This window comes from Methanopyrus kandleri AV19 (assembly GCF_000007185.1).
Taxonomy (GTDB): domain Archaea; phylum JAADCQ01; class Methanopyri; order Methanopyrales; family Methanopyraceae; genus Methanopyrus; species Methanopyrus kandleri.
This window is the reverse complement of record NC_003551.1, coordinates 740,900-764,648: the sequence shown is the minus strand read 5'-3', so window position 1 is coordinate 764,648 and position 23,749 is coordinate 740,900. Positions and strand designations below refer to the sequence as shown.

The window sequence follows — 23,749 nt, the reverse complement described above, 5'->3', positions numbered from 1 at the left end:
GCCTCGGATGCTGCCGATGCTGTTCACGTTACTGCTGCTCGCGGGTCCTTCTCAGGCGGCGGAGCTGGGCCCGGCGGACGTCCCGGGTCCCGGGACTGCATCCAATCCACCGGCCCTCGCCCTCCAGTCGGATCATGCGTTGATAGCTTGGAAATCCCCTGAGGGACTCGGCATAGCGGTGGCGAAGGCCGACGGGAGGGTACTAGTCAAGACCGGGATCAGGACACCCGTGGCCAGTTATCCGGCTGCGGCCCCATGGCGCGGGGAGCGTGATCTGGCAACGTTCGTGCTGACTGTACCGCTCATGACGCCGGAAGGGCCCAGGATCGACGTCGATCTCGTCGAGTACAGTGACAACGTTTGCGCCGTACTGTGGACGGGATTGAGTGTCCGAGGCGACGCGGCTGTGCCGGTCCGGGTGGACGATTCCACCTTCGCACTCGTGTACCGGTGCGAGGGGAAGCTGCGGGTGAGGGTGTTCGGAAACGTCGACGGCGTCTGGAGATGGATCACGGACGAGCAAGGTCAGCCCGTGGAGCTCAAGTTATCCGCTCCAGGTCCTGTCGAGAGGTTCTCCGTTTCGGTAGCCGGACGTCCTGTGACTACGTATCTCCTCGTGGCGTACGAGACTCCGGCGGGAACCGAAGTCGTGGCTGTTAACTTAACCGATCCCGCCCACCCGACGATCGACGGTGCTCCAATCCCCGTCCCGGGGACGAGACCCGTTCTCTTGGACAACGTTTTAGCGTACGTCGGCGCCGACGGTGTACACGCAGCGCTACTGGTTAAGGGGACGGCGTGGAAAATAGCGTCCGACGTGAAGGTAGCTGACGCTACCGATGTTCGGCCCGCGATCGTCTCGTACGGTGTCGATCGATACCTGATCGTGTACGGAGGGTCCGAGCTGCGGGCCGCCGAGGTGAGGATTGAAGGAACGAGACTGGGGGTCGTGAGGGAAGGTACGTTGATAAAGGAGCCAGGTTACTCGCCGACCGGAATCGGAGTGGTGAGGACTACGGAGCGTTCTCTAGAGGTCGCCGGGGTCATACTCGCCTTCTACGCGAGAGACGGTGAACCTACGGTCCACGTCGAATACTCCGAAGGGCTAGGCGAACTTCCTACACAGCACCGACGCAGGCCCGTTTGGATCGTCCCGTTGCTTCTCGCGGCATCGATAGGAGCCTACATAGGCCTCAAGCTCCCGGTGTACGGGCAGTTCCTATGGCTCATAATCTCTCGAGCACGTCGCGAAGTTCCGAAACACGATCCGTAACGAACCGGTGCAACCTCGTCCCTGGTGGGGCTTCCGAGGCGTACCATTCGAGCGTCAACTCGACGGCATCGATGACGTCCTGTTCCGGTAGTCTAGCGACTCTATAACCCCCGACCAGGAGTTCCCATTCATCCCCACCTACTGCTACCAGGCCCAGGTCATTCTCACTCGGCCGCGTGCAGCCCCGAGGGCAACCCGAGACGGCGATCTTGACTTTGGCCGGCACCCACACGTCCAAGAACTCTTCGTGCAACTTCCGAGCCAATGGTACGGGGTCCGTGAGTGCGTTGGCACACGTCCTGGTGCCCGGACAGCAGGTCACCTGACGAACGCGAGGACCCGTCGATCCGGGCTCCAAGCCGAGCTCCCTGAGCTTACGCAGGAGATCATCTAACTTCGACGGCGGTACCTCGGGGATCTCCAGACCTTGTCGCACCGTGATATGCACTTCACCGCTCGCGTACCGTTCCGCGAGCTCCGCCACGGTCCTCAGTATCTCAGCCTTGACGAATCCCGGCGGAAGTGCCAGCCTCACCACGTACGTGCCGTCAGGGGATTGAATCACTCCGGGCCGGACCTCGGAACATCCGCACGCTCCAAAGCATCCTTTACTGCCTCGTACCATTCGTCGAGCGCCCTAAGGACTATTTTCCGCGCCTCCTCAAAGGGTACCGCCTTGTACACGTACACGAACCCACCGCGCGGCCGGGTTTCCTTGCGACGCGTGACTAAACCCGCGTATACCAGGCTTTTCAGCGCTTTTTGGACCGTCGTACGGTCGCGATCTAGTTCCTCCGCCAGATCGTATACCGTGGCTTCACCGCGCTCGAGCAATGCAAAGTACGTGTCTACCTCGACGTCCCGAAGCCCGAGCACGCATCTAAGTACGTCCCGGACCGTAACGTTGAGCCTTCGGACGGTGACGAAGGGAACGTCTGCGAGCATCGGCACCCCCACCGGTCTAAGCCTAATCGGAATGTATATATAGATCCAGCCTCGTGGATGTGTGCGGAGTATCGTCACATCAGAGCACGGGGGACACTACTTGACAGAAGAATTCGAGTGGAAACTTACCGAGGAAGTCGTCGAGCCCGGGGCCTGTGCACTATGCGGCACTTGTGTCGCGATCTGCCCGGGCGGGATAATCGAGCTCACGGACGAGGGCCCGCGACTCACTGAGGAGTGCGCCCGGAAGGGAACAGGTAACTGTCACACTGTGTGCCCGCGTGTCGACACCGCAGCCTACCATCTCGGGCTACGTATCGCAGGCCGCGACTACGAACCTCTCACAGGCGGTTACCGGCGTGCAGTAGGGGCTGTCGCCGCCGATTCCGACCTCCGAGAACTCGGTCAAGATGGAGGCGCCGTTACGGCACTAGCCCGATACGCCCTCGAAGAAGGTCTCGCCGATGCCGTCGTCGGAGTGACCGCCGGCTCCGCTTGGAAGCCGTGTGTTACCGTCGTAGAAGATCCCGAAAAGGTGAAGGACCTGGCCGGATCCAAGTACACACGCGTTGGACTGGTTGAGGCTCTGGCTGAAGCCGCGGATCGTGGTATTGAGCGTGTGCTCGCGATAGGTCTCCCCTGCCAGGTGAATGGGCTCGCAAAGATTCAGCACTTCGAGATAGTAGCTAAAGGCGCACGGGCCTTGCGCAACATCGACGGGAGTCCGGCCGAGAAGCTCCCGGAAGTCGTAGCCACTATCGGACTATTCTGTACCAAAAACTTCGAGTACGAAGGCCTTGTGAAGCTCCTGAGAGAGAAAGGTGTCGATATCGAGGACGTGGAGCGATTCGATATCACTTCAGGAAAGCTCCGCGTCGAGATATCAGGCGGTGAAACTAAGGAGTACGATGTGAAGGAGTTTGAAGAGGCGATCCCCGAAGGCTGCCGTATCTGTAACGACTTCACCGCCAGACTAGCCGACGTCTCCGTCGGCTCCGTAGGAACTCCCGAAGGAGTTACCACCCTCCTCATCCGCAGCGAGACCGGTGAAGAACTCGTTGAAGGTGCTGTCGAGGCCGGGTATCTACGGCTTCGAGATGCCGTTAACGGGTCGGATGTGCGAAGGCTCGCAAAGCTCAAGTGCGACTGGGCCATGAAAGAGGCGAAGAATCGGCTGAAAGAGGGGCGGAAAGTTCCACCGTTTTGGGTCGGAGACTACGGAGGAGTCATCACCCGGGCGGACGGTACCTTTGCGGTCAGGCTAAAGGTCGGTCCAGGTGGCTGGGTCGACGATCCCGACATCTTCCGGGCGATTTCGGGGTTCCTCGAAGAAGGTTACAGGGCCAAGTTCACCGACCGGCAGCAGCTCGAGATCCATGGTATCCCAGCTACAGAGATACCCGAAGTCGTGGAACGGCTCCGAGAGACCGGACTGAACACGGGGTCCGAGGGTCCCCTCGTCCGAACGATCATGGCATGCCCGGGGAAGGACAACTGCTCTTCGGGCATTTTGAACACCGAAGAGCTCGCCAGAAAGCTAGAGGAAGAACTAGCGGAAGAGCCCACCCCGTATAAGTTCAAGATCGCGCTATCCGGATGCACGAACAGCTGCGTTCGACCTCAACACCATGACCTCGGTTTCGCCGGCGCCGTGAGGCCCGGAGTGGACCCGGAGAAGTGCACTGGATGCGGTCAGTGTGTGGATGCCTGTAAGGTCGACGCGATCCGAATCATCACTGTGGGAGGACAGGCGGCGGTGGCGGACACCGATTACAAGCGTTGCGTCTACTGTGGCAAGTGTATCAACGTCTGTCCGGAGGAAGCCAGGTACGCCGAGAAGGAGGGCATCATCGTCTGGATCGGGGGTAAAGGAGGGCGAGAACCCGTCGAAGGAGCCAGGTTGGACGTTTTCGCCGACCCTGACAGCATACCTACGATCGCTCACACCGTGATCGAAACGTATCGGGAACTGGCGGAAGAACCGCAGAAAGAGCGGTTGGCCGACACGATCCGCAAACACGGACTTCGACAGTTCACAGAGGCGATCCGGCGGGTCCTCTCCCAATAAACACTTTTTTAAAGTCCAGTTGAAACCCGGAGTCCGACGTGTGCCTATCATCGAGCAACCCGCACTTCCAGTCCCAGGGCGCGTAGCTTTCGGAGTAATCCCTCGAGCGATTCCTTGCCGGTGTATTCGACTTCAACGCGTACACGTTCGCCCCGACGCTCGGCCCGTAGTGCACGCAAGTTACGGCCGAGAGCGTCCACTACGGCCGCGACGTCCCCGGGATCCGCACCTGTACGCAACTCTAGAACTGTAACTTCACCGTCGAAGTGTGCAAGCTCTTTGGGACACCTTGGGAGGATCTTGTAACGGTCTCGGGGTAGTTCACGGCCGTCTAATCGGATTGTATCCCGATCACCCGTAACCTCACCCTCAAGGGCCTCGTTCGTGTACACGTCGAGGAGGATGGCCTCGATTCCCTCCTGTAGGATCCTGAGTTCGTCGGCCAGGTACGACAGGAGTTTGTCGGTACGACGCTGACAGGCTTCGAGATCGAGCTCTCGGCCGAGTCTCTCCCGGCTCTCCGCTATGTACTCGGTAAGGGCGTTATGGTCGTGGGCGTGCTCGTGGAAGCGTCTGAGGGCGCGGAGGAGCTCTTCACGGGCTTCGTCACCGTAGGGGTTGAAGGCTTGGATCTCGGCGTAAAGACGTGGATCCTGCCCGGCGATACGACCCACGACGTCCATGAGTAGGCGATACACGGGGCTGGCGACCTCTTCGATGTCGAGCTCGAGACTTGGGAGGAAACGGCCTATGGCGGCGCCTGCAGCGAGGAGGACAGCATGGGTGAGGCACTGAACGACGGCCATAGTGCGATCGTGTTCCTCCGGGGTGGTCTCAACGACTCGAGCGCCTTTCCGCTCGAGATAACGACGAACGCGGCGAGTCCAGGGACCACTACGCTCCGTGGGCGTGAGGATGACGGTCTGACCGCGGAGACTGGGGACCGTGGGGCCGAAGAGGGGGTGAGTTCCGAGGACGTACACATCCTCGGGAGCGTGCTCGAGCATAGCGCGAACGGGACGAACCTTGACGGAGGTCACGTCGGTGAGGAGGGAACCCTCAGGAACGTGTGGTGCGACCTCACGGATGACGTCTTCAGTCACGGAGATGGGGACGGAAACCACCACAACGTCGGCATCTTTGGCGGCATCGACGTTGGTCGGAGCAGCCTCGACGTCGAGCTCGCGGGCGACGCGTTCGGCGGTGTGAGGGTTAGAACCAGTGATAACTACCTCATGACCGTCGTCACGGAGCTCGCGGGCGATAAGACGGCCCATGGCGCCGGTACCGCCGAGTATCGCGATCCTCATCCGGTACACCCCTGGGCACCGCGTAGGAACCGGGTTATCCGGAGAACCTTGCGCTCGTCCTCGCGAATGTTGTGGAGGGCCTCGTGAAACACGTCGTCCGTGAGAGGAACTGGGCGACTAAGGGTCGTGAAGGCTGTGAGCTGAAGCTGGAGGGCGCGGTCGCCAGCCTCGGTCTCGAGCTGCTCGCCCGGCCGGAGGACGGGAATCTCCTCCTCGGGAAGCTCGGTAACGAGGCGGCCGAGCTCGGTACCGGGGATGGGCTCGGCGAGGTTGATGAACACGTCGTCGAGGTTCAGCTCGGTGAGTAACTCCTCGGTAGCTTCAAGATCGTCCTCGGTCTCGCCCGGATAACCGACGATGAACGAGCCGGCGACACGGACGCCGACTGTCCGGGCCAGTTCGACGGCTTCGCAGACGTCGTCGACGGTGATGCCCTTGCGCATGGCACGGAGGATCCTATCACTACCGCTCTCGATCCCGAGGAAGATCCAACCGATCGTGTAATCGCGGATAGCCTCGAGGAGGCGCTCGTTCAGGAGATCGGCACGAACGTCGGGAGCGGAAACGTTCTCGCGACCGAGGAGGTCCGCGAGGCGTTTGAGGAGCTCGACGAAATCTTCCTCGTCGTCGCCGTAGGTCGTGACGGTCCCCCCGGAGATCGCGAAGCGACGGGCACCACCTCGCGTAAGCTCCCTGACTTCCTCGAGAACCGCCTCTACGGGCTTCCAGCGGACACGGCGTCCGAAGAACTCCGGAACCTGGCAGAAGGTACACGCACCCGGGCAGCCGCGATGCGTCTCTATGTACACGTTCGCTCCGCGGACGTCTTGCCGACCGAGGTCGCGCGGAACCTTGAGTGGGCTGGGTCCATCTAGATCGGCGGGTGGAGGCCAGCCGGTGTCGACGATTTCACCGTCCCTCAGGAGCGCGATTCCCTCGACGTCTTCGAAGTCTCCTTCGTCCTCCAAGGTCTGGAGGAGCGGAGGAAGCCCCGTCTCCGCCTCACCTTTAGCCACGATCGCGTTGGGAAACCTCTCTAAAACGAGCTCCGGAACTTGAGAAACTGGTCCGCCGACGATCACAGGTTTACCGAACTCGTGGGCCTGGCGAGCTATCTCGAGGATATCCTCATCGAGGAGGTGTAGGGTGGTGTGGAGGGATAGTATCAGCACGTCCGCCCGCTTGAGGGCCTCCGGATCGGGTGAACGTCGGAGGATAGTGCTATGACCGTGTTCCTCGCAAACTCCCGCGACTACTATGGCTCCGTAGGTGTAATACTCTGGGGAGATGACCAGGACCTTCATCGCTCGCCCCTCACCTCCCGAACGTAGACGGTACGACCCATGTCGGACTGGTCCATCTCGCGGAGGCGGCCGAGTCCTTCCACAACGCGGCCGATGACGTTCGTACCTTCGAAGGTCTCGCCCGTAGGACCGTATTCCTCGCTGTCCTCGAGCCGAACTCCGATGAGACCCGCGTGAGGTTTGGCTTGATTCGTGACCCCCAGGACACCGGCCTCAACTCGATCCTTCGGGTTGTTCTCGGGTGGAAGCTTCTTTCCGAGCTTCTCGTTCCCTTCGAACACGATCATTCCCAAGTCTGCGTAAGCGAAGTGAACTTTGAGACGGCCTACCGGTCTGTCCAACATCTTCGTGACTCGCCTGAAGTACTCGACGGAGCGCGGAGCGTCGTCCTCGTAGAGCTCTATTTCGATAACTTCGTCCTCAGGAACTACTTCGACCCGGACTTTCCTCTCCTTGAGTACGTTCAGAGTCTCCCTAGGCTCCTGATCGACCACAACGTCGCCATCACCGTTCACTTCGAGCTCGACGTCGAACTCTTCCGCCAGCTCCCTGGCTTCGTCGACGGTCAGCCCGACGAAGTTCACCCGGGGAGGATCGGTTTCCACCAGGACTCGATCGCCCTCGGCCACCACGTCGAGGAGCTCCATCCCCCGGCGAACCCTACCTACGACGTTGTGGCTCTCGACGGGAGTCCGGTCACGGCGGTACACGTATACGACGCCTTCGTCGACGCCTCGATTGCGTACGGTCACGACGCCACGTTCACGCATGTCGACGTTCTCCTCGGGCAAATCGTAGAACGGACGTGGCTCGATCGATGTGAACGTGTCCGTCCTGAACTTAATCCGCAACCGACCCTCTTCCATCTCCAGCGTGTTGAGCAGGTGCTCGGCACTGACCGGCGCGTTCTTCTCGAGTTCTATCTCCACCCTGGTAATGATCCGGTCACCGGCCTCGAGTCCGTCGTCAAGGGTGACCCTTGAGACGACACGTTCGGTGGCGCGCTCAACCACGGGCTCCACGTGTGTCACGCGCTCTCCACCACGGAGCTCGTCGACCAGCTCCCGACCAGCCGTTACACGGCCATGAATGTCGGTACAGATGTACTCGACGGCCATCCGGCGCTTGGTGATCAGGAAGTAGGCCTCGGAGGGATCGTTGGTGGGCAGGATCAGGATCGCCGTGTACGGAGGGACTTCGACACCCCGACGTGTGTGGAACTCGAGATCAGAAACGTCCACCGGACCCAATCCCACCTCGTCACGGGTCGTCCAGGAGACGGAGGCTCCGGGCAATTCCTCACAAACCTCACTCATTCGCTCGTCTTCGACGGCCACCGTTAGCGAAAGTTCTTCGTCGCCTGTCTCGAGCATTATCCGAAGCCTATCGGTCTCGCGCTCGACCTTCTGTTCACCTTTGAATACGGCGATCGTGACGTCTTCGGGCACACTGACTCCCGCTGCCTCGAGCGCATCGCGAACAGTCGCCTCCTCGGGTACGTCAACAGGCTCCCCGTCGACGTATACTCTCAACGTGGAGACACCCCGAGGATTCTGTCCTCTCGAAAGTCGAACACTCGAGCACTTTCGTCACCTTCGGACACCTTAACAACACCGTCCTCCGTCACCTCGCCGATCACCGACACTTCCAGCCTGGCATCGGACAACACGCGCCTGATCGCACGGACATCGCGCTCACTGTCCACCGCGTACACGAAACCCATTCCAGGATACATTTTCAGCCACGTGACCATGTCTACGTCTTCAGGCTTTGGGATGCTGTCTAACCACACCTCAGCACCGAGACAACCACTGGCTTCGAGCATCATGGCGAGAGTTCCGACGAGGCCCGGGTTACTCACATCTTTACCAGCTTTCACGAGCTTAGAAGCTTCCACTACGGCTTCCATTTGCCTCCTGAGGTAGTCAGGATCCTTCATCGTTGTTGTATCCCAGTTAAGAGGATACTCCGGATAAGGTCGACCGTTGAGGTCGATGACGAAGACTATCAAGTCCCCCTCCTCAGCAGTAGAACTGAGCACGAGATGCTCTTCGTCGGTGACCCCCACTATCGCCGCATCTACTGCGGTGTAAGGAGTGTCCGGATGTGTGTGTCCTCCGAGGACCGGCGTGGAAAACTTCCACGCGCCCTCACGCATTCCTTCGAGGATTTCACGACACACATCGACGTCGGACGTCGAAAGCACGTTAACGAGGCCGACTGGCCGGCCGCCCATCGCCAGCACGTCGTTCACGTTCACGAGAACCGCACAGTACCCAGCCCACCATGGGTCCCGATCGATCAGTTTGCCCCAGATGCCGTCTGCCGCGATCAGTAGTATGTCGTCCCCCACCTTTACCGCCGCGGCATCCTCGCCCACGTCCGCGATGACCTCTCCTTCGAACGTCACATCGAGCGGCTCTAAAAGACCCTCCACCACGGTTTTCACGGGATGCTTCCTGGTAACACCCTCAAAGGACCGGAGCTCGCGGGCGAGTTCCCGGAGGTTCAAAGCCGAACCCCCACCGATGACGAGAAGTCGCGGGTCCGAGTGGTGAGGAACCCAGCTCACGCTGAGGTCTCTTTCGCCTTGTGGTACACGCACTTGAGAACCTCCTTTACGCACTCTTTCACCTCTTCGACGAGCTCCCCAACTGTCACGGGGGGATCGAGCACCCTCATCTCTCGGTCGCGAAAGAACCGCCCTCGAACCAATTTCCCGGCATCGTCGTCCCGCTCACACACTAGTAGGGCCGCTAGGTTCTCGGAGCTGCGCAGGGACTCGCGCGTATCGTCACGAACCCATCCGTCCGGATCGAGATCGACGAGCCCTATCACCCAAACTCCCAGCCGATCACCTAGCTCCGCGCACACGCAAGTTGTGTCGTCCCCGACGGAGACGACAGCGTCCGATCGACGCATATCTTCGACTTTACGCTCCGCGTCGTGGTCGACGAGTAGAACCCGATGGATCCTTTCGGGCCCACTCTTCACCCTCTTACGCTCCGGCTCAGTTCTCCTAAGTCTGCGGTCCGTTTTCACCACCACGCGCTCAGGATCCACCCGGCCGAGGCGCTCTACACCTTCCGGCTTGATCCTGCCGCCGCGAATCTCCACCAAGTACCCGCTGTCATCGAACACCAGCTCCACGTTCCGGGATTCGGCGACACCTACCGTGATTCCGTTCACTAGAATGCGATCACCCGGCTCGACACAGGCGACCCTCCGGGACTTCCCAATTCCGCCGCCTTTCTCGGTCCGAACAGTCCGAACCTCGGTAATCTTCAACCCCAAATCCTCCCGGAGGTGCTCAGCCACCGTCCGCTCCGCGTCGCCGGGGTTCCACAGGACGATACCACCGTCGGGTTCGCCCGGGCGCTCTGCCTGTACTAGCGAGTCGACACCTTCGGCCCTGGAGAGTACCTGTTCCGCGAAAGCGAGACCGCTTTCTCGGCTTTTACCGTGGTTCGTGAGGACTAGAACGTCGGCCCACTCGTTCAGCTCGGACAAGCACTCGCTCGGTAGCTTCCGGTCGAACTCCACCACGGAGTCTAGTCCCGCGTCTAAGAGCGCCACGTAACCGGTGGTGCCTCCGAGCTTAGCACGGACCTCGCCCAGCCTTTTCAGGGAGCGAAGGATACGCTCGGCCCAACCCGTGTCGATCACCGTAGGACCGTGGATCACGAGCCCTACTCGGATCTCGGAGACCCCCTTCGTTATCTCACGCGAAACGATGACGACGGAGGTGGAAGTCAGCGAGAGACCGGGATTCTACCGATCGACGACCTCGATGGTCTGGTTGAAGTGACCGACGGGGCCCGACTCAAGCTGCCCGTGCTCTCCGTAGGTTTTGAACCCAACGATCGGCACATCGTCGCCCACCACTTCCCGAATGGCATCGTATTGGGCGTCACAGTCCCGGTGAGCACAGTCGAACACGAGCACCAGCGCGATCTCCTCGGGATCTCGGATGTCCGCCCTCCTCATCGCCCGCTCCGTGACACGCCGCGCGGTTTCACGCATGTTCTCCTCAGTCGGTTCAAGCCGGATCAACGCTCCCGCCGCCGGTGACCTCGAATGGAAGATCATCGACCCGTCGTCTTCCACGAACGCCGGCTCGCGCACGATGATCTCCCGGCCGAAGATCTCCCATCCAAGCGGGTTCCACATGAACACGGAGTCATCGAGTTCCTCGACGGGTTTCCCCACCACATCGGCGTAATAATCGGCGGCCGGTTCGCCGTCGAACTCCACGATCCGTCGCTCCTCGGGTACGGCCTTGGTGACCGGGAACCTATCCTCATACACCGGCTCGAATCCGCACTCTAGGGCCCCGCCGATCTTGAGAGCCGTAGAGCCGAACGCTACCACGGCCGACCCTTCAGGACACAAGGTACGCCCCTCGAGCACGTACGTACGCTCGAGACGTAGGTCGTCACCGGCCGCCCCACCGTACACCTCGAGGAACTTGTACTTCTGGACCACCTCGTTGATACCGTCCATGTAGTAATCAATGGCGGGAACCAGGCCCTCGACGAGCTCGATTATGAAGTAGGGAAGCGCCCTGATGGGTCTTCCCTCACTGAGACTCGTGAGCATGGCGTTGAAGTTGATGTCGAGACAGGGGCCCGGGTTACGTAGCTTCTCCATCGCTCCGAGCACGAGGTTGCGGCCTATCTCCCTAGCGTGCTTCGGGTCTTCACGCTCGAAGGTAATGCGGTGCGTTTCCACGGCGAGGTACGGGCTGGAGATTAACGCCACGATAACTGTGCCATAGGTGTACCCATCCGGAGTGAGCTCACCGGCCGTCGAACACCCTATCACCTTGCATCCTTCTGGGAGGCTGCCCACGGCACTCTCGATTTCCTCGATGTGCTTGGGTGAGAAGAATACCAGCCCTAAGTTGGGATCCTCCGTTAGCTGATCTATCGCGTCCTCCACGACCGCGTGCGGATCCTTCCCGTAAGCCACACCGACCTCTATAGTCTTCAACTGACGTGCCCCCTCCAGCAAGAACGGCATAAGTTAACTTTCCACTCCGTTTGTTGACGCGTTTAGTGTTTATATACAGGTTCGGCCGGCTAAGGGAGCGGGCACCGCTATGGAGCGCGGTAGACTCGTCTACGAGGGCAAGGCGAAGAGTCTCTACGAACATCCGGAGGATGAGAACCTGCTCGTGATGGAATTCCGAGACGACATCACGGCGTTTAACATGGAGAAAATGGATACCGTCGAAGGCAAGGGAGTTTACAACTGCCTGATTTCGGCGCGATTGTTCGAAGTACTCGAAGACGCCGGAATACCCACCCACTACGTGGAACTCGCCGACGAGCGTCGCATGGTAGTGGAGCGCTTAGACATGTTTAATTTGGAGGTCATCTGTCGCAACATGGCGACGGGCAGTTTGGTGGAGCGACTACCATTCGAGGAGGGTGAGAAGCTGGATCCACCGATCGTCGAATTCGACTACAAGAGCGACGAATACGGAGACCCGATGGTGAATATGGACCACATCCGAGCGCTAGGTTTGGCTACGGAAGAAGAAGTAGAACGCATGCGGGAGCTGACCCTGCAGGTGAACGAAGTGCTCTCCGAGTTCCTGAAGGATTGCGACATCATCCTGGTGGACTTCAAGCTCGAGTTCGGAGTGAACCCGGACGGAGAAGTCGTAGTGGGAGACGAGATCAGCCCCGACACGTGCCGGTTCTGGGACGCGGAGACCGAAGAGAGCCTGGACAAGGACATCTTCAGAAAAGACGAAGGAGACGTTCTGGCGGGTTACAGGGAAGCCGCCGAGAGAATCCTGCGAGGTGATGAGGAGAAGCTGGCCATGCTACCGGGGTGACACAGTTGGTCACCGTCGAGGTTCGCGTGAGCTTGAAACCGAAGGCATTGGACCCCGAAGGTGAGACTGTGAAGAGGGCGTTACACCGACTGGGATACGAGGAGGTGGAAGACGTTCGGACGGCCAAGATCTACAGGATCGAGCTCGACATCAACGACGAAGAAGAGGCCGTAGAGCTCGTCGATGAGATGTGTCGGAGACTTCTTGCAAATCCAGTCGTCGAAGACTACGAGATCGAGGTCGTCGAGTGAACCCCCTCGGCGTACTTGGGACTCCCCATCACCTCGGTCCCGGGGTAGGTCATCATCGGGGGCCTGAGTTTGGTCCGTGTGGCTGTCATCAGGTTTCCCGGCACGAACTGCGACCTCGAGATGGCATGGGCCGTGAAGCTCGCTGGTGGAGATCCGGAGTTCGTCTGGCACGAAGATGGTGGGTTAGACGACTTCGACGCCGTGATCATCCCGGGCGGATTCACTTACGGGGATTACATCCGGGCGGGCGCCATCGCCGCGCTATCCCCGATTTTGGAGGAGATTCGAGAGTGTGCAGAGGACGGGCGCCCCGTGCTGGGAGTGTGTAACGGAATGCAGATACTAGCCGAAGCGGAGCTCATCCCGGGTACTCTCACGGTCAACGTCGGGAACAGGTTCATCTGCGATTGGGTCTACTTACGCGTGGAACGTACTGACACCCCGTTCACGACCAAGTACCAGGAGGACGAAGTCATTCGAGTTCCGATCGCCCACGCGGAGGGACGGTACTACTACGAAAACCCGGAGGAGATCGAGGACAACGTGGTGTTCAGGTTCTGCGGACCCGACGGCGACGTCTCAGAGGAGTACAACCTCAACGGCTCCGTCGGCGGTATTACGGGAGTTGTGAACGACGATGGGAACGTCCTCGGAATGATGCCTCACCCTGAGCGCGCGGCTCACCGTCTCCTGAACTCCGATGACGGTTTACGGTTGTTCGAGTCGCTCGTCGAGTGGTGCCGATCCTGATCCAGCAGCCAATCCAGGAGTATCGACACGGACTTGCGGGTATAACGTTCCACGTCCGACTGGTCCCACGGGTCGACACCTCGGGCCAGTTTCACCAGCTCTTCTTTCACCTCCCTCAGCTCCGGATCCTCGATCGAGGGTTCCTGCACGGAGGTGTCGAGTCCGAGACGTCGAGCGGCTAGCCTTATCGGGACGGCGACGAGCGCGTTCTCGAGGTCCAGTATCGGGTCGCCCGTCCGACGCCACTCCCGCGCCTCCTCCTGGGCCATCCTGATCCTCACCTCACCTATTTCCGGGAGCTCTCTGAGCACGAGCTCTTCGGCACCCACTTCGAGTGGTAGCAGCACGGACCTGACAGCTCCTGCCGGTCTGGGTACATCCTTGGGGAACAGCTTCAATCGATGCTGCAGTAGGTGGGCCAGCTCGTGCGCCAGTGCGGCTTTCACGGATTCCTCAGACCGGTAAGCGGGACCTATCAGCACGTGATACGTATCACCGCCAACGCGTACGACGAGCGCTCCCGACCCTCCGACCAGCGTGAGAAGAGCGTCCTCAGCCGTCCCCTCATCAACTCGTTTGGCTAACCACCGAACGTATTCACGCGGGTTTTCTACTATACCTACACCGAACTCCTCGAGTCCCACCACCTCCCGGGCGAAGCCGGTCAGATCTCGAAGTGCTTTCACAGTACGTCTGTACAATGCGGCCGGGCTTAGCACGAGGACCTCCAATTCCATTACCCGCTCAGGACTTTCATCGCGGTCTTGGAGAGCCTCATCTGGTGTCCCCACGCGCCTTCCGCCTTACCTTCTTGAGTCCACCGTCCGAGTATACGCCGGATCTTGGACGAGAGCGGTGCTGGCTCCTCGTTCTCCAGCGGTGTTCCGGGCAGTGGCATGAAGTAGTGGAGTCTGACCTCACCACCCCGCTTGATTATCCACCGGGCGAGTTCTACTGACGCTAACTGGTCCTCCTCCGTCTCCCCGGGCAACCCGAAGATGAAATCGACCACAGGTTTCAGACCTACTTCCAGCGCCTTCTCTACGGCCACTTCGACGTCCTCCACGGTATGCCCTCGCTCAATCCTCTTGAGTACGCGTTCGCTCCCGGACTGTGCTCCGATGTTGACACGCTCGTTGTCCGCATAGTGAGCGATCAGTTCAATGGCATCCCCTTTGGCGATGGAGTCGGGTCTGAGTTCCGCCGGAAAGCTACCGAAAAACACCTTTTCTAACCCCTCAATCGAGCGGAGTGATCGGAGGAGACGCTTCACTCGGTCCGGCTTCAGCCGGATACCGTCGGGTGACCCGTATGCCAGAGCATCCGGAGCGACGAAGCGAGCGAAGGTGTGACCGTACCGCTCGACCCCTCTCCTGACCCATCGGACCACGTCCTCCACGGACCGATGCCGCAGCTTCGGCCCGAAGAGTCTGGTGACTTGACAGAAGGCACAACCCCAAGGGCATCCTCGGGTGATTTCGACGGAACAGAATATGCGAAAACCCTCGGAGTACGGCGGAAAGCGGTCGAGATCCTCCACCCGCGGGGCTGGTTGAGGATTCCCCTCACCCAAGTAAACGCCGGGGCGTTCTTCAGGTTCCTTACCACGAATGAGTTCACGGAGTACCTCCGGGACTACTTCCTCCCCCTCCCCGATCAGGACGATGTCGAACCCGTGCTCGAGGCACTGGTCCGGTCGGGCCGATGGGTGGGGACCACCCGCCAGTTTCACCACGTCATCATGGAGACGTTCCACCACCTCGAAGACCTCGGGAGCCATGAACGTGTTGAACGAGAACACCACGATGTCCCCGGGCTCCGGATCCGGGTTCCTGGAGACCTCGATGTACGGTATTAGCTCGGGGGCACGGGCCTCTACGGCCCCGAGCACGTGTGCCAGGCTGTACCTATTCTTTGAGTCCAAGTGGAACCAAATCCTCCTCACGGCGAGTCCCCCGGGAAAACGATCAGTCTGGCCTCCTCGTCTTCCACCCGAATCACGGCGTCCACGAAGGGGTCGTCCAGGACGTACCTGAGCAACGTGGCTCCGAATGCCGTCGCGCGCAGTTCCTGAAACCCGTCCTCGACAACCCCCAGTCGGCCGTTGGCCGATATAGCCGGACGATATTCTCCGTCCGAAACCCTAGCTTCACCTATGAGGGTCTCGAACCGCGGGACTCCGGGATCGACGCCGTAACGTCTACGAGCCAGTCGACGAGCCTCTTCGTAGGAATCGGCTCGCTTGTACAGTCGATCCGCATCGCGGGCCTTAACCCCATGGCTGGAAAGAGCCGCCACGAACCAATCGCGCCGGTACATCGAGTCGGGAGATTGGTTCTCCGGGACAAGACGCTCGACACACCAGCTTAGAGCGATCCGAGCGATCTCGTCCGAGGTTACGCGACACTCGGTGTTCGCCAATGCGAGCCGCGTGAGCACCGAACCGTAGTCGGCTCTGCGGAGTGCCCCCCAAACCTGACGCTCCGATCTGAATGGACGCCCTCTGAGGATCTCCCGAACGGCGATGGTGTTGAGGTGTGCGATGCTACAGAGCTCGTAGCTCGACGCGCGGTTCAAGACGTCGAGGAGCTCCTTTCGCCGGGCTATCGGTGGTGTCCGCGCCTTGAGGTATCGTTCAAGTTTTTTGAACGTTTCCCGGGGCAAGTGACGCCTGACTTTTCTGAGCGAATCGGGTGAATAGCCGGAGCGCCGGAGCGCGGCTCTGATCTTGCGACCGGAATACCCTTCGAGCTCCGGAATAAGGAGTAGCTCGACGTCCGTTCCCAGCTCTCGGTTCACGTACTCGACGGCCGCCAACCATCGGACCACATTACGGGCCGGAACGTTCGGAGGAATGGAGAAGAGGTCACTTACCTCCAACACCCTCTCGACGTGCTCACGGAGCCGATCGAGGTTTCGCGACGGTCCAGCGTCGAGGATAACATCCACGCCCTCCTCCGCCATGAGTCTGACTCGCACGGGGACCGTGTAGGCAAGTGGAAATCGCTGGTGGTACCCCCGGACTGGTATCACCTCGTCTGCGCCGAGCTCTAACACTATCTCGCGACGTAAGCGGTACGGTAGGAGAGGTGGGGTATGGTGCGCGGTGTAATCAGCGTTGAGGAACACCACGACTTCGTCACCGAGGTCTCGGGCACGGTCTAATAGGTAAGCGTGTCCCCGGTGGGGTGGATCGAAGTCGGCGGCTATCCCGATAACGGTCACTGTTCCACCCGCCGGATCTCCTCAACCCACATAAGTGGGTAGTTCAGCTCCTCGATGAACTCGAGCTTCCCTACGGCCTCCCACTCCCCGCACCTAGTTACAATCGTAACTCGTAGGTTCCGGCCTGAAACCTCCGTGTACCCACCGTAGTTGTCGGTATCCTCGGATGATACGTCCACCTCCACCCGAGCATCGATTACGCAGGGCTGAAGTAGGGCAGCACGTTCGATACACTTGGCCACCTCCTCCGCGGTGCCGGGTGATACAGGCGTGCCGCAGAACTGATGATATATAGCGCCCAGCGTGATTCCAGCCTCGAATATCGCGCGCTCCCGATCGGACAACCTCTTGAAATACTTCAAGTCGGGGTCTCCCCCTTGGATGAGCTGATAAAAGACCTTGAGGAGGGAGCGGGAGAGAAGGGAGAGCTCCTCGCGGAAATCGTCTACGAGCGCGCGGACTCCCTCGAAGAGATGCTGGAGTTGCTCGAGGATATGGGCATGGAGGGGATAAAGGTTGACTTCGTGGGTGATAAGGAGGACCCGGAAGAAATAGTCATCACCGTAGAAACGACGGTTACGGTGGAATTCTACGAGGAGAACCCCGAGGTTAAGGAGGAAATGGGATTCACCGAGCCCGCTTGTGAGTTGGAGCAGGCCTTATTCCGCAAGCTAGCGGAGCTGAAGTACGATAAGAGCATGGAGATAGAGGAGACGAAGTGCCAGCTGGCGGGCGACGATATCTGTAAGTTCCGTATAGTACCGAAGGAGTAGCTAGATCTCCACCCCCAATTCCTCCGCCGCTATCCTTACGTCCTTGTCGCCTCTCCCCGACAGGTTCACGACGACAACGTCCCCACGGTCCAGTTCACCTCTTTCCACCAGCTTTTTCACGTAATAGACCGCGTGTGCGGATTCGAGCGCTGGGAGTATCCCTTCGGTTTCGTTCAGCATGACGAAACCACGCAGTGCTTCCTCGTCCGTCACGGCGTCGGCGGTGACTCTACCTTCGTCCACTAGGAACGCGAGCTCCGGACCCACTCCAGGATAGTCGAGACCAGGTGCGATGCTGTGTGTCGGTCGGATCTGGCCGTGCTCATCCTGAAGGACTTTGGTCCGACAACCGTGGAGGACCCCCACCTCCCCGGCGCACAGCGAGGCCGAATGTTCGTCAGTATCCAGCCCCTTGCCACCGGCCTCGACGGCGTATAGCGCTACTTCCTCATCGTCCAGGAAGTCGTAGAATATCCCGATGGAGTTACTGCCTCCCCCCGTACACGCCACGATCGCGTCCGGAAGACCTCCCTCTAGCTCCGTGATCTGCTCCTTCGTCTCCCTGCCGATCACCCGCTGAAACTCGCGGACGATCCACGGGTAAGGGTGCGGCCCGACGACGGAACCCAAGAGGTAATGAGTAGTCTCGAGGTTCGTTATCCAGTCGCGCAGCGCCTCGTTGATCGCGTCCTTGAGCGTCTGCGTTCCGGCTTTCACGGGGTGGACTTTGGCCCCCATCAGCTCCATCCTGAAGACGTTGTGTTTCTGGCGCTCTACGTCGATGGCCCCCATGTAGATCTCGACTTTCTTGCCCAGTGCGGCCCCGGCCATGGCGGTGGCGAGTCCGTGTTGTCCGGCACCGGTCTCCGCGATGATGCGATCTTTACCCATACGATCGGCGAGCAGGGCCTGACCGAGTGTGTTGTTCAGCTTGTGTGCCCCGCCGTGGACCAAGTCCTCGCGCTTGAGGTACACCTTGACGCCGAGTTTCCGCGACAGGTTCCGTGCGTAGTACAGTGGAGTCGGGCGCCCGGCGTACTTCCGCCACAGTTCTTCGAGTTCTTCCCAGAACTCTGGGTCTTCACGTGCTTCTTTGAACGCATCCTCTAGTTCCTCCAGCGCGGGCATGAGCGTCTCCGGCACGAAACGCCCTCCGTACTCACCGAAATACCCGTTCTCGTCCGGGTACCTATCCACGTACCGTCCCAACCGAAGCCTCCCCTACAGTCTCGAAACGACGTCCTCGAACCGTTCTTCACAGACGCTTTCCGTGATGACCTTACAGGCCTCCTCGAAAATCCTCGCGCCGGCGTCTAAGTCTTCCGGGGCGAAGATCGATGAAACCACTATCGTGACGCCCGCCCCATACCTGCCGGCTAACCTCAGTGCTCTCTCCACACACGCCCTGGTGAAAGAGCGACGCACGACGGTTCCGAACGTTACCGCCGGAGCCCCGTGAGTCTTAGCGACATCGTAGAGCGTTCCGCCCGTAGCCGTGGCGAACAAGAAGACCTTACCCGCCGGATCCACCACGTCCTTAATCCTAGGGCCCGCGTTAGGTACGACCTCCCGGATTTCCGCCCCGACGTCCTCAACGCCTTTCCTAGCCAAACTCGCGTTATCTTCGCCGCCGTCTACCACGAGTACTACATCGCAGCCCTCTTCCACGGCTATCTTACCAGCTTCCCGGCCTCGCTCTACCGGGTCAACGCCTTCGGGTGTCTCCGCGAACGGGTATTTAGCCGCGTGCTCACCCGAGAGGACCCGATAAGCACTATCGGGAGCCGCCCCTACTACGGCGACAGCCCCTTCGCGTAAGGCGACCTCAGCCGCAGAGGAAGTGTTCACGACGTCCACTACCACGATCACGTCCCCGTGCGAAGCCGCCTCAGCGGCTCCGGTGGCTCCGATCGTCATTTTGATCGACATCATGACATTTCCCTCCGGGGTTGACGGACTTGAAGACCGAAACCGTCCTGAAGGCTTCCGCGATTCTAGGGTTCGTCATCGGTATGGCCGCGGGGTTCGTCAGTATCTCGCCTATCAAACAGGAGATCGAGGAACAGGAGAAGATGTCTAAGGTGGTACTACCGCCGGAGCTCAAGAACCGTAAACCTCACCCACTGTCGCCGTCGGAGATCGCCGCCAAGACGAAAGTTAAGGACGTGGGAGGCCGATCCGGAGAGGAGCAGGGTGCGGGGAAGGAAGAATCCACTACTGGATCGTCCACCACTGGACCCACTACTGGACCCGGTTGAGGGCAGCTTCCCTGACGAACTCCGCCACCTCCATCGTCTTTTTATCACCTCCTAGATCCGGCGTGACGACACCTTCTCGGATCGCCTCACCCACGGCCTCTCTTACGGCTTCCGCGGCTTCGTCCTCACCCAACCACTCTAGCATCATGACCGCGGAAAGGATCGTCGCGAACGGGTTCGCGATTCCTTTACCCGCGATGTCCGGCGCCGATCCGTGCACCGGTTCGAACAGCCCATGGCGGTCGCCGACGTTCCCGCTGGGCGCCAACCCCAGCCCACCAACGAGTGCTGCCGCCTCGTCAGATAGTATGTCGCCGAACATGTTCGGTGTCACGACGACGTCGAAGCGCTCCGGCTCGGTAATCATGAACATAGCCGCAGCGTCCACGTAGTACTCCTCGAACTCCAGTCCACGGGATTCGACCACCTCCTTGCACACTTCGCGGAAGAGCCCACACGTCTCACGCATGACGTTCGCCTTGTGCACACACGTAACGGTATTCGAACCGCGCTCCTCCGCTAAATCGCAAGCTACTTCGGCGATACGCCGCGTCCCTTCTTCTGTGATGATCCTCAAGGTGTACGCGGTGTCTCGGAATCTCCCCTCGATCCCTGAGTACAGCCCCTCGGTATTCTCGCGCACTATCACGAAGTCCACGTCGTCCCGCACGTACGGCTCACCGGTGAGCTCACGGAGTCCCGGAAACCCACGTACCGGTCTGATGTTCGCGTACAGGTCGAGCTCCTGTCTCAGCCGGACGATCACGTCGGCCGCCGTCTCACCCGCGGCCCCGAATAGGATCGCATCGGCTTCGTGGCATAGCTCCAAGGTATCCTCCGGCAGCGGATCGCCGTGCTTCTCAGCGCATTCGTCGCCGGCCTCACCCTCGACGAACTCCGCGTCGATCAGCGGCTCGATCACGTGGAGGGCTGCCTCGATGACTTCCGGTCCGATGCCGTCTCCCGGGATCACAGCGATCTTGTACGCCACGGAGGTCACCCCTCGAAAGCCCGTGGCCCTTCCCGCTTGATCAATTCCACCAGGCCGCCGGCCTCGAGTATCCTCATCATGAAGTCCGGGAGTGGTTTCGCCTCCAGCTCCTCACCGGTGTCGAGGTTCCTGACATACCCCTCTCGGAGATTCACCTCGATCCCCTGGCCATCCTCGAACGCGTCGTCCACGCCGGGGCAAACCACTAGGGGTAACCCCAGGTTGATCGCGTTCCGGTAGAAGATACGGGCGAAGGACCTCGTGACCACGCAGGCGATTCCGGCAGCTTTGAGCGCGATCGGCGCGTGCTCACGGGAGGAACCGCAGCCGAAGTTCTTCCCGGCCACGATCACGTCGCCCTCGCGGACCTTCTCGGGGAACTCCGGATCGGCCCCTTCCATCACGTGCTTGGCCAGCTCCTCGGGGTCCTGGGTAGTGAGGTATCGACCCGGGATGATCTGGTCGGTGTCGATATCGTCCCCGAAGACCCAGGCCCTTCCCCGGATAACGTCTCTCAAGCGGACGCCCCGGGCCGCCCCCGTGACCGGCGAGTTATCACCTTTGTCGACCGATCAGTCGAACACCGGCTCTCTGAAGATCGTCAGGCACGCGGATACGTGGTTGTGAAACTCGTTATACCCGGTAATCGGGATGATCTCTCCGAAGGAGTACATCCCCACGCAATGCTTGTCGGGGATCTCCTCCTTGAGCGGCTTGCGTCCCGCGAACGTGACCAGAATGGATGCTAGCGGCTCCTCACCTGAGCTCAAGGATCCCTGGTAGGCCCTAACGGGAGCGTTCGGCCTATCATCGAAGCCGAGAAGCAGCAGCTGCTCGCCCTCCACGACGTAACCCGCCGTTCGGATGTAGTCGTCGGTAACCTCTAGCGGGGTGCGTGGGATGATCCTGTGTCCGACGGAGGGGAACACACGAACCACACCGAGCGGTGGAAGCTCCTTGTAGACGTACTCGTTCGGGCATGCCTTGACGTAGTCGGTCACCTCTTCGAGTTTCTCGATGTAAACCTCGCCGGCGGGACGCCCGTCGATCTCAACGATCACGTTCTCCCTACTTTTCGTTACCGTTCCGAGCTTCGTCACGGGTTTCAGTGAGGATGCGAACGACCAACTGACCTTCAAGAACGTGGAAATAGTAGCGTAAACAGCACCGCTTTCGAACACCCCTTTATCGCACACCACCGGAGCACTCTCCAACTCAGGATCGCTGGACAGCGCTCCGAAGGTGCGGATACTTTCGGCCGCAGGACCACTCCCGAATCTGAAGCCGGAGAGCACTTCGAGACCCGTACCACCGAGGTTGTGAAACGTGGCCCCCTCAATGAACGTTATGCCGATAACCGGCCTGTACATGACGATACGTTTTGGATCTTTAAGATTGAGCGCTGAGTAGGAGACGTCGTAGGGATCGAAATCCAGGTCCTCGAAAGCCTCCTCCAGTGCACCACGAGAAGCCTCGCCAGGATCTTGACGCGCCGATCCGCCGGTACCGAACTTGGCCATCCATTCCGTCTTCAACGCCAGTAAGCTGATCTTATGCCCCTTAACCGACCCCGGATAGTGACCCTCTCCAGCCACACAGCCGACGAAACGCTCAACTCCATAACTGAGCTCGGAGACTACGTCCTCGGGATCTATATCGTGAAAAAACACGATTCCGAAATCGGCACGGTCACCAAGCCTTTCGACGACTTCATCGACGATACTTTCCGGACTGTCACCACACACTACGCAGCAGTCCAGGTCGACCAAAAGCCCCACCCCCGATGATCGCCAGAGCGATTGTATACCTTGTCAGAAGTCAATCACTAGCTACTTTCGCCAGTGTGTAGACGGCATCTATTAATGGCACGACCCCGGTTAACTTCCTGCCATCCATCACGTATATTCTATCTGACATTTTGTCGATAACTTCCCAAAGAGCCTCATGTAGAGGCGTCTCGGGAGGCACCACCACCATTTCTTGCAGATAATTTCTGGCCGTGAGGTCGTGTAAATCTCTTCGGTTTAGAATCGCGTCGAGAGCGGCACCCATCACGTCCTTGTCACCGGCGCGGCCGATCGGGGACTCCCCCTCCAGGAGGACCGCGTAGTGTCGACCCTTCTCGCTTATACACCTCGCGACATCGGCAACGGAGCTGGAAGCGTCCAGGGTCAAAGGAGAGTTCCGAATCACTTGCTTGATGGCTACACTTCCGGGCCAGAATATGTCACCGACTTTCGGAGGCGAAACCGGTCGATCCGTGTTGCCGGGAGCCCTGAACCCCCTGTAATCCCCCGTAAGTACTCGTACAATATCAGAAGCGGAGATCACACCGTACACGCCGCTCCTTAGGAGACCGGAAGAACGTACGAATGCCCGGGTCGTGTTGCCTTTCAGCATTTCAACCATGGCGTTTTGGAAAGTATCGCTCGACTTCACCACCACGGCCGGTTTCATGAACCGCTTAACTTCGGCCGCGAGAGCGTCCTCCTCGAGCGCACGGAGGGCACGGAGCAAATCATCCTCCTCGAACGCTCCGACTATTTTGGAGTCCTCCATCACCGCCGCACCGTGAATGCCGTGAGTGACCATAGCCTTCAACGCGTTCCATAGCGGTTCATCGGGTTTCACCGCAATGGCACCGTGACGAACGAAGTCAGACACTTTGTGTTTAGCCAATATCTCGAGTCCGAGCCCTTGAGGGCTGGACGCGACTTCTTCTCTCAAAGCCTATGGACACCACCCCTCAAATTCTC

25 protein-coding genes are annotated in these 23,749 nt (G+C 59.8%); 7 read left to right on the top strand and 18 right to left on the bottom strand.

Features of this window, described 5'->3' with window-relative positions:
* Positions 1-7 precede the first annotated feature (7 nt).
* Positions 8-1,273, top strand: coding sequence for a hypothetical protein (locus MK_RS04265; protein ID WP_011019171.1), 1,266 nt, complete (start codon positions 8-10; stop codon positions 1,271-1,273).
* Here MK_RS04265 and MK_RS04260 read toward each other — a convergent pair.
* Together MK_RS04260 and MK_RS04255 are read right to left on the bottom strand one after the other, a co-directional pair.
* Entirely contained in the window at positions 1,227-1,838 is a 612-nt protein-coding gene (locus MK_RS04260; protein ID WP_011019170.1) for an oxidoreductase related to nitrite reductase, read from the bottom strand. The two genes, MK_RS04265 and MK_RS04260, sit on opposite strands and share 47 nt — an antisense overlap.
* Complete coding sequence (locus MK_RS04255; RefSeq protein WP_011019169.1) at positions 1,835-2,218, bottom strand: helix-turn-helix domain-containing protein; 384 nt, start codon at positions 2,216-2,218, stop codon at positions 1,835-1,837. The genes MK_RS04260 and MK_RS04255 overlap by 4 nt, the downstream gene beginning before the upstream one ends.
* Before the next feature lie 100 nt (positions 2,219-2,318).
* Here MK_RS04255 and MK_RS04250 point away from each other — a divergent pair, with 100 nt between their 5' ends.
* Positions 2,319-4,286: a Coenzyme F420 hydrogenase/dehydrogenase, beta subunit C-terminal domain gene (locus tag MK_RS04250; protein ID WP_158295926.1), complete on the top strand. Its 1,968-nt coding sequence runs from the start codon at positions 2,319-2,321 to the stop codon at positions 4,284-4,286.
* 47 nt (positions 4,287-4,333) lie between these two features.
* Here MK_RS04250 and MK_RS04245 read toward each other — a convergent pair whose 3' ends face one another.
* From MK_RS04245 to MK_RS04220, 6 genes are all read right to left on the bottom strand, one after another.
* Positions 4,334-5,596, bottom strand: coding sequence for a prephenate dehydrogenase (locus MK_RS04245; RefSeq protein WP_011019167.1), 1,263 nt, complete (start codon positions 5,594-5,596; stop codon positions 4,334-4,336).
* A complete protein-coding gene (locus MK_RS04240; protein WP_011019166.1) occupies positions 5,593-6,900 on the bottom strand; it encodes a methyl-coenzyme M reductase glutamine C-methyltransferase in 1,308 nt (435 codons plus the stop codon). The genes MK_RS04245 and MK_RS04240 overlap by 4 nt, the downstream gene beginning before the upstream one ends.
* Positions 6,897-8,432: a methyl-coenzyme M reductase-associated protein Mmp3 gene (locus tag MK_RS04235; RefSeq protein ID WP_011019165.1), complete on the bottom strand. Its 1,536-nt coding sequence runs from the start codon at positions 8,430-8,432 to the stop codon at positions 6,897-6,899. Before MK_RS04235 ends, MK_RS04240 begins: the two co-directional genes overlap by 4 nt.
* On the bottom strand, positions 8,429-9,412 hold the full coding sequence (locus MK_RS04230; protein WP_011019164.1) for a methanogenesis marker 2 protein: 984 nt from the start codon (positions 9,410-9,412) through the stop codon (positions 8,429-8,431). The genes MK_RS04235 and MK_RS04230 overlap by 4 nt, the downstream gene beginning before the upstream one ends.
* A 56-nt stretch (positions 9,413-9,468) precedes the next feature.
* On the bottom strand, positions 9,469-10,584 hold the full coding sequence (locus MK_RS04225) for a DUF2117 family protein (RefSeq protein WP_158295925.1): 1,116 nt from the start codon (positions 10,582-10,584) through the stop codon (positions 9,469-9,471).
* Positions 10,585-10,671: 87 nt separating this feature from the next.
* Positions 10,672-11,892: an FIST signal transduction protein gene (locus tag MK_RS04220; RefSeq protein WP_158295924.1), complete on the bottom strand. Its 1,221-nt coding sequence runs from the start codon at positions 11,890-11,892 to the stop codon at positions 10,672-10,674.
* A 109-nt stretch (positions 11,893-12,001) separates the two neighbouring features.
* On the opposite strand from MK_RS04220, the gene purC reads away from it, so the two are divergent.
* From purC to purQ, 3 genes are all read left to right on the top strand, one after another.
* On the top strand, positions 12,002-12,745 hold the full coding sequence (gene purC / locus MK_RS04215; protein ID WP_011019161.1) for a phosphoribosylaminoimidazolesuccinocarboxamide synthase: 744 nt from the start codon (positions 12,002-12,004) through the stop codon (positions 12,743-12,745).
* Positions 12,742-12,996: a phosphoribosylformylglycinamidine synthase subunit PurS gene (gene purS, locus MK_RS04210; RefSeq protein WP_011019160.1), complete on the top strand. Its 255-nt coding sequence runs from the start codon at positions 12,742-12,744 to the stop codon at positions 12,994-12,996. Before purC ends, purS begins: the two co-directional genes overlap by 4 nt.
* A 69-nt stretch (positions 12,997-13,065) precedes the next feature.
* On the top strand, positions 13,066-13,746 hold the full coding sequence (purQ, locus tag MK_RS04205) for a phosphoribosylformylglycinamidine synthase I (protein ID WP_011019159.1): 681 nt from the start codon (positions 13,066-13,068) through the stop codon (positions 13,744-13,746).
* Here the strand turns inward: purQ and MK_RS04200 are convergent.
* Genes MK_RS04200 through MK_RS04185 form a run of 4 tightly spaced genes read right to left on the bottom strand, consistent with a single transcriptional unit; the run spans position 13,677 to position 17,333 of the window.
* Complete coding sequence (locus MK_RS04200; protein WP_148679610.1) at positions 13,677-14,477, bottom strand: hypothetical protein; 801 nt, start codon at positions 14,475-14,477, stop codon at positions 13,677-13,679. The two genes, purQ and MK_RS04200, sit on opposite strands and share 70 nt — an antisense overlap.
* A gap of 5 nt (positions 14,478-14,482) precedes the next feature.
* Complete coding sequence (locus MK_RS04195) at positions 14,483-15,691, bottom strand: TIGR04013 family B12-binding domain/radical SAM domain-containing protein (RefSeq protein ID WP_011019157.1); 1,209 nt, start codon at positions 15,689-15,691, stop codon at positions 14,483-14,485.
* Complete coding sequence (locus tag MK_RS04190; RefSeq protein ID WP_011019156.1) at positions 15,688-16,971, bottom strand: adenylyltransferase/cytidyltransferase family protein; 1,284 nt, start codon at positions 16,969-16,971, stop codon at positions 15,688-15,690. Before MK_RS04190 ends, MK_RS04195 begins: the two co-directional genes overlap by 4 nt.
* Positions 16,968-17,333, bottom strand: coding sequence for a dihydroneopterin aldolase family protein (locus MK_RS04185; RefSeq protein ID WP_011019155.1), 366 nt, complete (start codon positions 17,331-17,333; stop codon positions 16,968-16,970). The genes MK_RS04190 and MK_RS04185 overlap by 4 nt, the downstream gene beginning before the upstream one ends.
* 15 nt (positions 17,334-17,348) lie before the next feature.
* Here MK_RS04185 and MK_RS04180 point away from each other — a divergent pair, with 15 nt between their 5' ends.
* Positions 17,349-17,744 (top strand): V4R domain-containing protein, encoded by a 396-nt coding sequence (locus MK_RS04180; protein WP_011019154.1) that lies wholly within the window; start codon positions 17,349-17,351, stop codon positions 17,742-17,744.
* Here the strand turns inward: MK_RS04180 and trpB are convergent, their stop codons facing one another.
* Together trpB and MK_RS04170 are read right to left on the bottom strand one after the other, a co-directional pair.
* On the bottom strand, positions 17,745-18,953 hold the full coding sequence (gene trpB, locus MK_RS04175; protein ID WP_148679606.1) for a tryptophan synthase subunit beta: 1,209 nt from the start codon (positions 18,951-18,953) through the stop codon (positions 17,745-17,747). It abuts the gene before it with no gap.
* A 12-nt stretch (positions 18,954-18,965) separates the two neighbouring features.
* A complete protein-coding gene (locus MK_RS04170; RefSeq protein WP_011019152.1) occupies positions 18,966-19,676 on the bottom strand; it encodes a hypothetical protein in 711 nt (236 codons plus the stop codon).
* 26 nt (positions 19,677-19,702) lie between these two features.
* On the opposite strand from MK_RS04170, the gene MK_RS04165 reads away from it, so the two are divergent.
* Positions 19,703-20,002: a hypothetical protein gene (locus MK_RS04165; RefSeq protein ID WP_148679605.1), complete on the top strand. Its 300-nt coding sequence runs from the start codon at positions 19,703-19,705 to the stop codon at positions 20,000-20,002.
* Here MK_RS04165 and MK_RS04160 read toward each other — a convergent pair.
* From MK_RS04160 to MK_RS04145, 4 genes are read right to left on the bottom strand one after another with little or no spacing between them, the layout of a single operon-like run.
* Positions 19,986-20,993, bottom strand: a complete 1,008-nt coding sequence (locus tag MK_RS04160; RefSeq protein ID WP_011019151.1) for an isocitrate/isopropylmalate dehydrogenase family protein — start codon at positions 20,991-20,993, stop codon at positions 19,986-19,988. The genes MK_RS04165 and MK_RS04160 overlap by 17 nt on opposite strands.
* A gap of 5 nt (positions 20,994-20,998) precedes the next feature.
* Positions 20,999-21,511, bottom strand: a complete 513-nt coding sequence (locus tag MK_RS04155; protein WP_011019150.1) for a 3-isopropylmalate dehydratase small subunit — start codon at positions 21,509-21,511, stop codon at positions 20,999-21,001.
* Between the two features lie 54 nt (positions 21,512-21,565).
* Complete coding sequence (locus tag MK_RS04150; RefSeq protein WP_011019149.1) at positions 21,566-22,762, bottom strand: FIST signal transduction protein; 1,197 nt, start codon at positions 22,760-22,762, stop codon at positions 21,566-21,568.
* 49 nt (positions 22,763-22,811) lie between these two features.
* Complete coding sequence (locus tag MK_RS04145; protein ID WP_011019148.1) at positions 22,812-23,720, bottom strand: CBS domain-containing protein; 909 nt, start codon at positions 23,718-23,720, stop codon at positions 22,812-22,814.
* Positions 23,721-23,749: the final 29 nt, after the last annotated feature.

Coding starts and splice junctions, on each gene's coding strand:
- MK_RS04265 (WP_011019171.1), top strand. CDS start 8: ATGCTGCCGATGCTGTTCACGTTACTGCTGCTCGCGGGTCCTTCTCAG.
- MK_RS04255 (WP_011019169.1), bottom strand. CDS start 2,218: ATGCTCGCAGACGTTCCCTTCGTCACCGTCCGAAGGCTCAACGTTACG.
- MK_RS04245 (WP_011019167.1), bottom strand. CDS start 5,596: ATGAGGATCGCGATACTCGGCGGTACCGGCGCCATGGGCCGTCTTATC.
- MK_RS04240 (WP_011019166.1), bottom strand. CDS start 6,900: ATGAAGGTCCTGGTCATCTCCCCAGAGTATTACACCTACGGAGCCATA.
- purC (WP_011019161.1), top strand. CDS start 12,002: ATGGAGCGCGGTAGACTCGTCTACGAGGGCAAGGCGAAGAGTCTCTAC.
- MK_RS04170 (WP_011019152.1), bottom strand. CDS start 19,676: ATGATGTCGATCAAAATGACGATCGGAGCCACCGGAGCCGCTGAGGCG.